This window comes from Azospirillum sp. (assembly GCF_035627195.1).
Taxonomy (GTDB): Bacteria; Pseudomonadota; Alphaproteobacteria; order Azospirillales; family Azospirillaceae; genus Azospirillum.
Genome location: NZ_DASPMG010000098.1, coordinates 1 through 4,649, shown reverse-complemented (window position 1 = coordinate 4,649; position 4,649 = coordinate 1). Strand labels below are relative to the sequence as shown.

Annotated in this window: 6 protein-coding genes; 4 read left to right on the top strand and 2 right to left on the bottom strand. The window is 72.4% G+C overall.

The genetic code is table 11. The features are described 5' to 3' along the window. Window positions 1-56: 56 nt before the first annotated feature. Genes VED21_RS08815 through VED21_RS08805 form a run of 3 tightly spaced genes read left to right on the top strand, consistent with a single transcriptional unit; the run spans window position 57 to window position 2,831 of the window. A complete protein-coding gene (locus VED21_RS08815) occupies window positions 57-770 on the top strand; it encodes an IS6 family transposase (RefSeq protein WP_324881965.1) in 714 nt (237 codons plus the stop codon). A 53-nt stretch (window positions 771-823) separates the two neighbouring features. Then, on the top strand, window positions 824-1,093 hold the full coding sequence (locus VED21_RS08810; protein WP_324881964.1) for a hypothetical protein: 270 nt from the start codon (window positions 824-826) through the stop codon (window positions 1,091-1,093). Window position 1,094: 1 nt separating this feature from the next. Next, the gene (locus VED21_RS08805) at window positions 1,095-2,831 is read left to right on the top strand and encodes a hypothetical protein (RefSeq protein WP_324881963.1); all 1,737 of its coding nucleotides are present in this window, start codon (window positions 1,095-1,097) and stop codon (window positions 2,829-2,831) included. A 37-nt stretch (window positions 2,832-2,868) separates the two neighbouring features. On the opposite strand, the gene VED21_RS08800 is transcribed toward VED21_RS08805, so the two are convergent. Then, entirely contained in the window at window positions 2,869-3,921 is a 1,053-nt protein-coding gene (locus VED21_RS08800) for a hypothetical protein (RefSeq protein ID WP_324881962.1), read from the bottom strand. 87 nt (window positions 3,922-4,008) lie between these two features. Here VED21_RS08800 and VED21_RS08795 point away from each other — a divergent pair, with 87 nt between their 5' ends. Then, the gene (locus tag VED21_RS08795; RefSeq protein ID WP_324881961.1) at window positions 4,009-4,239 is read left to right on the top strand and encodes a helix-turn-helix transcriptional regulator; all 231 of its coding nucleotides are present in this window, start codon (window positions 4,009-4,011) and stop codon (window positions 4,237-4,239) included. Window positions 4,240-4,325: 86 nt separating this feature from the next. On the opposite strand, the gene VED21_RS08790 is transcribed toward VED21_RS08795, so the two are convergent. Further along, window positions 4,326-4,604 carry a hypothetical protein gene (locus VED21_RS08790; RefSeq protein ID WP_324881960.1) on the bottom strand — a complete coding sequence of 93 codons (279 nt, stop codon included), beginning with the start codon at window positions 4,602-4,604 and terminating at the stop codon, window positions 4,326-4,328. Between the last annotated feature and the right edge of the window lie 45 nt (window positions 4,605-4,649).

Here is a 4,649-nt window from a genome sequence, read left to right as displayed (position 1 = left end):
CGTCAACTTGTTGATCACCCATTTGCCGGGGCGGGCCGTGCGGGGTATGGGACGGCATGACGACGCACCCCGATCCCCGCTACGCCGGCTACCGCTATCCCGCCGAGATCATCGCGACGGCGGTTTGGCTGTACTTCCGCTTTCCGCTCAGCCTGCGGATGGTCGAGGAGATGCTGGCGGCGCGCGGCATCACCGTCAGCCACGAGACGGTGCGCCAGTGGGGTCTGAAGTTCGGTCGTGAGTTTGCAAACCGGCTGCGCCGACGCGCGTCCCGCCGAGGTGACAAATGGCACCTTGATGAAGTCGTGCTGACCATCGGCGGCCGCAAACAATACCTTTGGCGGGCGGTCGATCAGGACGGCTTCGTTCTCGATGTGCTGGTCCAGAGCCGGCGCGACGCCAAGGCGGCCAAGCGTTTGCTGCGCAAGCTGCTGAAAAAGCAGGGCCGGGCGCCGCGCGTGCTGATCACCGACAAGCTGAAGTCCTACGCCGCCGCCAAGCGAGCGATCATGCCGGGGGTGGAGCACCGCCAGCACAAGGGGCTGAACAACCGGGCCGAGAACTCCCACCAACCCACCCGTCGGCGCGAACGGCAAAGAAAGCGCTTCAAAGACCCCGCCCAAGTCCAGCGTTTCCTCGCCATCCACGACCCGATCGCCAACCTGTTCCATCTCCGCCGCGACCACCGCTCCGTCACCGAGTATCGCGCCGCCCGCGCCCAGGCGTTCCAGGTCTGGGCCGAGGTCGCCGGCGCGCCACTGGTGGGGTAATCCGCAAACCGTTGCCGCCCGCCACGCCCTCGCTCTGCCCGGATATCGACAAGTTGACGGTGCTGTGGCTGCGGCAGGATCGCGCACTCGGGCACCGGAGCGCATGGGTGGAGGAGACGCATATCGAGGCGCTGCAACAGCTCGCGTATCAGTTGAGTAAGGCCGGCGCCAACCTCAACCAGCTGATCCGGGGCGTGCACCTGTTCGCCCGCGGCTACTCCGTCAGCGCACCGCTCCGGGCCGACTACGAGCGCGTCCTCAGCGACCTGCAGGCGTCCGAGGCGGCGATCCGCACTCAGCTCGCCGCCCTGGGATGGCGCTGACATGGCCGGCGATGACGATGAACTCGAGTGGCGCGCCGGACGGCTCCTCGACGAGGAGGGGCTGCTGCCGGGGCTGGGGCGCACGATCGTCCGCCGCGCGCGGGCCGCCCTCGGCGCGGCCCCGCGGCAGCGTCCGCGCCCGGTGATCGTCAAGGTCGCCGCTCCGGCGCGCACGCGCGCCGCCGCCCGGCGCCTCGCGCGCTACGTCGTCCGGGCCGATGCGGACGGCCGGAAGGACAAGCCGCACGACATCTTCGACCGCACCGGCTGCGAGCTGACCGCCCGGGCCGGCCTCGAGCTGGTCGAGGGCTGGCGCCTCGAGGAGGAGGAGCGCGTGTCGCCGCGCGCGCGCCTGCTGGAGCACGCGCACGACCACCCCGAGTGGGTGGACCGTCTGCGTGGCGCGCGCGAAGACGACTCCCTTATACGCCGGCTGCTGCGCGAGGCGGGCGTCCACGCCGGCACCGTGCGCAATGGCCGGCGGCTCGCCGGCCAGCTGCTGGGCGACGTGCAAGCCGGGCTGGCGGCCGACGCGCTGGACCAGCGGCAGCGCCACGGGCGCATCCTGGTCCACCACGTCATCCTGTCCGCCCCGTCCGCCGGGCGCGTCGACCTGCCCGCCTTCGAGATCGGCTTGCGGGACTTCGTCGTCTCCACCGTCGGCGCCTGGGGGCACGAGTGCCTGACCGCCATCCACCGGGAGGACGGCGGGCACCTGCACGCCCACCTGCTGGTCCGCGGCCGCTCGGCCTCGGGTGCGTTCCTGCGCTTCGACAAGCACGCGCTGCTCCTCGATCACCTGCGCGCGGCGCTGGCGGACGCCCTCACCGTGGCCGGGCTGAGCGTGGCCGTCGAGGCCACCCGCCACGCCGACCGGCCCGAGGTGGTGCAGGCGCTCGTCGAGGGCCAGGGGCACCTCGGCGAGATCGTGCCCGGCAGCCGGCCGGCCCCGGGACGGCTCGGGCGGGGCGGCACGCTCCCCAGCCCCGACCCGCGGCGGCGGCCCGACCGTACGGCGGCGCTGCTTCGGAAAAATGCGCCGTGCTGGCTGGCGCACCACGGCGAGGGGCTGGTGCTCCGGCGGCGCGGCGAGCCCGACCCGACGACGCCGCCGCGGACCCGCGCCGAGTGCCCGGCGGGGTACGGCGACCTGGCGGACTGGCTGGCCGGCGAGCGCCTTTTCGTCACCGCCCGGGGGGAGGACGCCACGGTGACCGCGCTGATGCGCCTGCACCAGATGCGCGTGGAGGAGGCCGCCCGCCGCCGCGCCGCCGGACGTCGGCCGGGCACGCCGGTGACCTTCTGGCTGCTGAAGCACCGGCCGGAGGTCTTCGCCCCCGCGCGCCGGAGCATCCGGATCGACCCGGCGCGGCTCAAGACCCTTCTGGACCGGCTGCCGGAGCCCGTCCGGCGCGATCCCGGAGAGCCGGACCATCACCGCGTGGGGCGGGTGATGCGCGCGCTGGACGAGGCCGCCGCTGAGCGCGACGCGGCCGCCCTGCGCGACGTGCGCAAGGTGGTGCGCCACATGGTCGGGCTGGCGCATGCCGACGAGACGCACAACCCGGGTGCTGCGGCGATGGAGCGTGCCGTCGAGCTGCGCGACCGCGCCGCGACGGTCAGCACCGCGCGGCTGCCCGGGTCCGGGCTCCCCGCGGCCGACCTCGACCTCGGGCTGCGGGCGATCAGCCGGCGCTCCCGCCCGGGGGGACGCGGGCCGTCCGGGCGGGAGCGCTGACCGTCTCCGCCACCGGAACGCCGGCGCCCTGCTCTGGTCAAGCGCCCACGACGGTGAGCAGGTCGAGTTGCTTCAGCGCCGCCACCGGCACCTCGTCCGGCGGCAGCGGCGCGCTGGCGGGCGCGTGCCGCATGGCCCGGCGCGTGAGCAGCGCCACGTCGGTGCGGGCGGCGCCGCTGGTCCTCTGCACCCAGTGAACGGCATCGTAGCCCAGCTCCGCGGCGGCGCGCATCAGCAGCGTCATCGACGCCGCGTCGAGCAAGGCGGGACCGCATCCGGAGACCACCGCGTGGAACGCCACGGCGTCCGCCCAGGGCAGGGCAGCGCCGGCGATGTCCCGCATGCGGGCGTGGACGGCGTGCCACTTCGCCGTCCAGGCGGGCGGCCCCGCCAGCAGCACATTGATCGGCGGCGCGGCGCTGGCGCGGGGCGGGTACACCGCCATCACCCGCCAGCCGGCGGGCAGGCCGTCCAGCACCGCTTCCAGCTCGCACCGCAGGCGCACCGGCGGCTCCAGGGCGGCGTCGGTCAGACGCTCCACTCCGGGCGGAACGGCCACGTAGCGGTAGCTGACGCCGAACAGCGGGTGCGGCTCCCAGGAGAGCGCATGGCGCCGCTGCACCGGCGGCGCGTCGGGGAGGTCGGCGCGCCCGGTGGCGATCCACGCCTCGATAGGCGTCGGCTCCGCCGCCGTCCGTTCGGCGCGCAGGCGCGCGGGCGCCTGCCCGGCCATGGCCAGGAGATAGCGGTCCAGCCGCCGGCAGTGCTCCTCCCACGCCACGGCCAGCTCGGCCTTGACGCGTTGCGCGAACCGCGCTTCGGCGAAATACGGCGTGCCACACACAAGACCGCGCGGCCGTCGGCCGGCGAGGGCTCCGGTCCACGGGATCGGCCGGTGTTCGAACGGTTGCCAGCGGAAATACCGCCAGCACGGCCAGCGGCCGTCGTCCTCCGGCGATGCGTTGTAGGGCGCGGGGATGGCGGGCAGCGGCAGCTGCTCGGGCATCCCCTGCATGGAGGGCGCCAGCCGGCGTTGCAGCACCGGGTCGTGCGGCCAGTCGTCGTCGTCAAGGTCGGGATCGGACGCCATGGTGTGCCTGCCGTGGGAAGCGCGTCGGGACGGAGATGTAGACTATAGTCCGTGGCTCTATAGTCCACAACAGGGCTGTGTGCCGGCATGGACGTGCGCAGGGTGGTGGCCCACAACCTTCGCCGGCTGCGCAAGGCGGCCGGCCTGTCGCAGGAGGAGCTGGCGCACCGCGCCGGGCTGGACCGCACTTATGTGAGCGGCGTCGAACGCGGGGTGCGCAATCCCACCGTGCTGGTGCTGCAGGATCTGGCCGGCGTGCTCGCCGTGCGCCCGGCCGACCTCCTGGCCGACGTCGAGGAGCAGCAGCCCGACGCCTGAGGAGCACCGGCCCGCCGTCCGCGTTCGCCTTGGCGTACTTGGCCGTGTACTTCTTCTCGAAGGTGGCGAGCGCCGCCGAGGCCATCTCAGACGAAGATCGACTGATTGGTTCGTTCGACGCCGGCAGGAGACATGAAAATTATCGATGACCTTGCTGCTGAAAATTCGAAAAGTTGAACGTGGTTGGATGCGGTATGGCTTTTGTGCACCTGCACAAGAAGGCCGGGCCGATCGGCAAGGACTTCTTGTACCGAAAGCTCTTTCGCATTTGCTGCATCGCACAAATCGTGGCCTTCATCTTCCTGGCACGGCGCTTGCCTTAGAGGGGGCAACGCCGAACGGCCCAGCTTGGGGAGAAACGCCATGGCCGAAATTTCCAACCTCGCCTACATCGTGTTCAACGTCCGCGA

What these genes read in the sequence shown, in the direction of transcription:
- VED21_RS08790 (WP_324881960.1), bottom strand. Translation starts at nt 4,604, where the DNA reads ATGGCGTTTCTCCCCAAGCTGGGCCGTTCGGCGTTGCCCCCTCTAAGG.
- VED21_RS08795 (WP_324881961.1), top strand. Translation starts at nt 4,009, where the DNA reads ATGGACGTGCGCAGGGTGGTGGCCCACAACCTTCGCCGGCTGCGCAAG.
- VED21_RS08800 (WP_324881962.1), bottom strand. Translation starts at nt 3,921, where the DNA reads ATGGCGTCCGATCCCGACCTTGACGACGACGACTGGCCGCACGACCCG.
- VED21_RS08815 (WP_324881965.1), top strand. Translation starts at nt 57, where the DNA reads ATGACGACGCACCCCGATCCCCGCTACGCCGGCTACCGCTATCCCGCC.
- VED21_RS08805 (WP_324881963.1), top strand. Translation starts at nt 1,095, where the DNA reads ATGGCCGGCGATGACGATGAACTCGAGTGGCGCGCCGGACGGCTCCTC.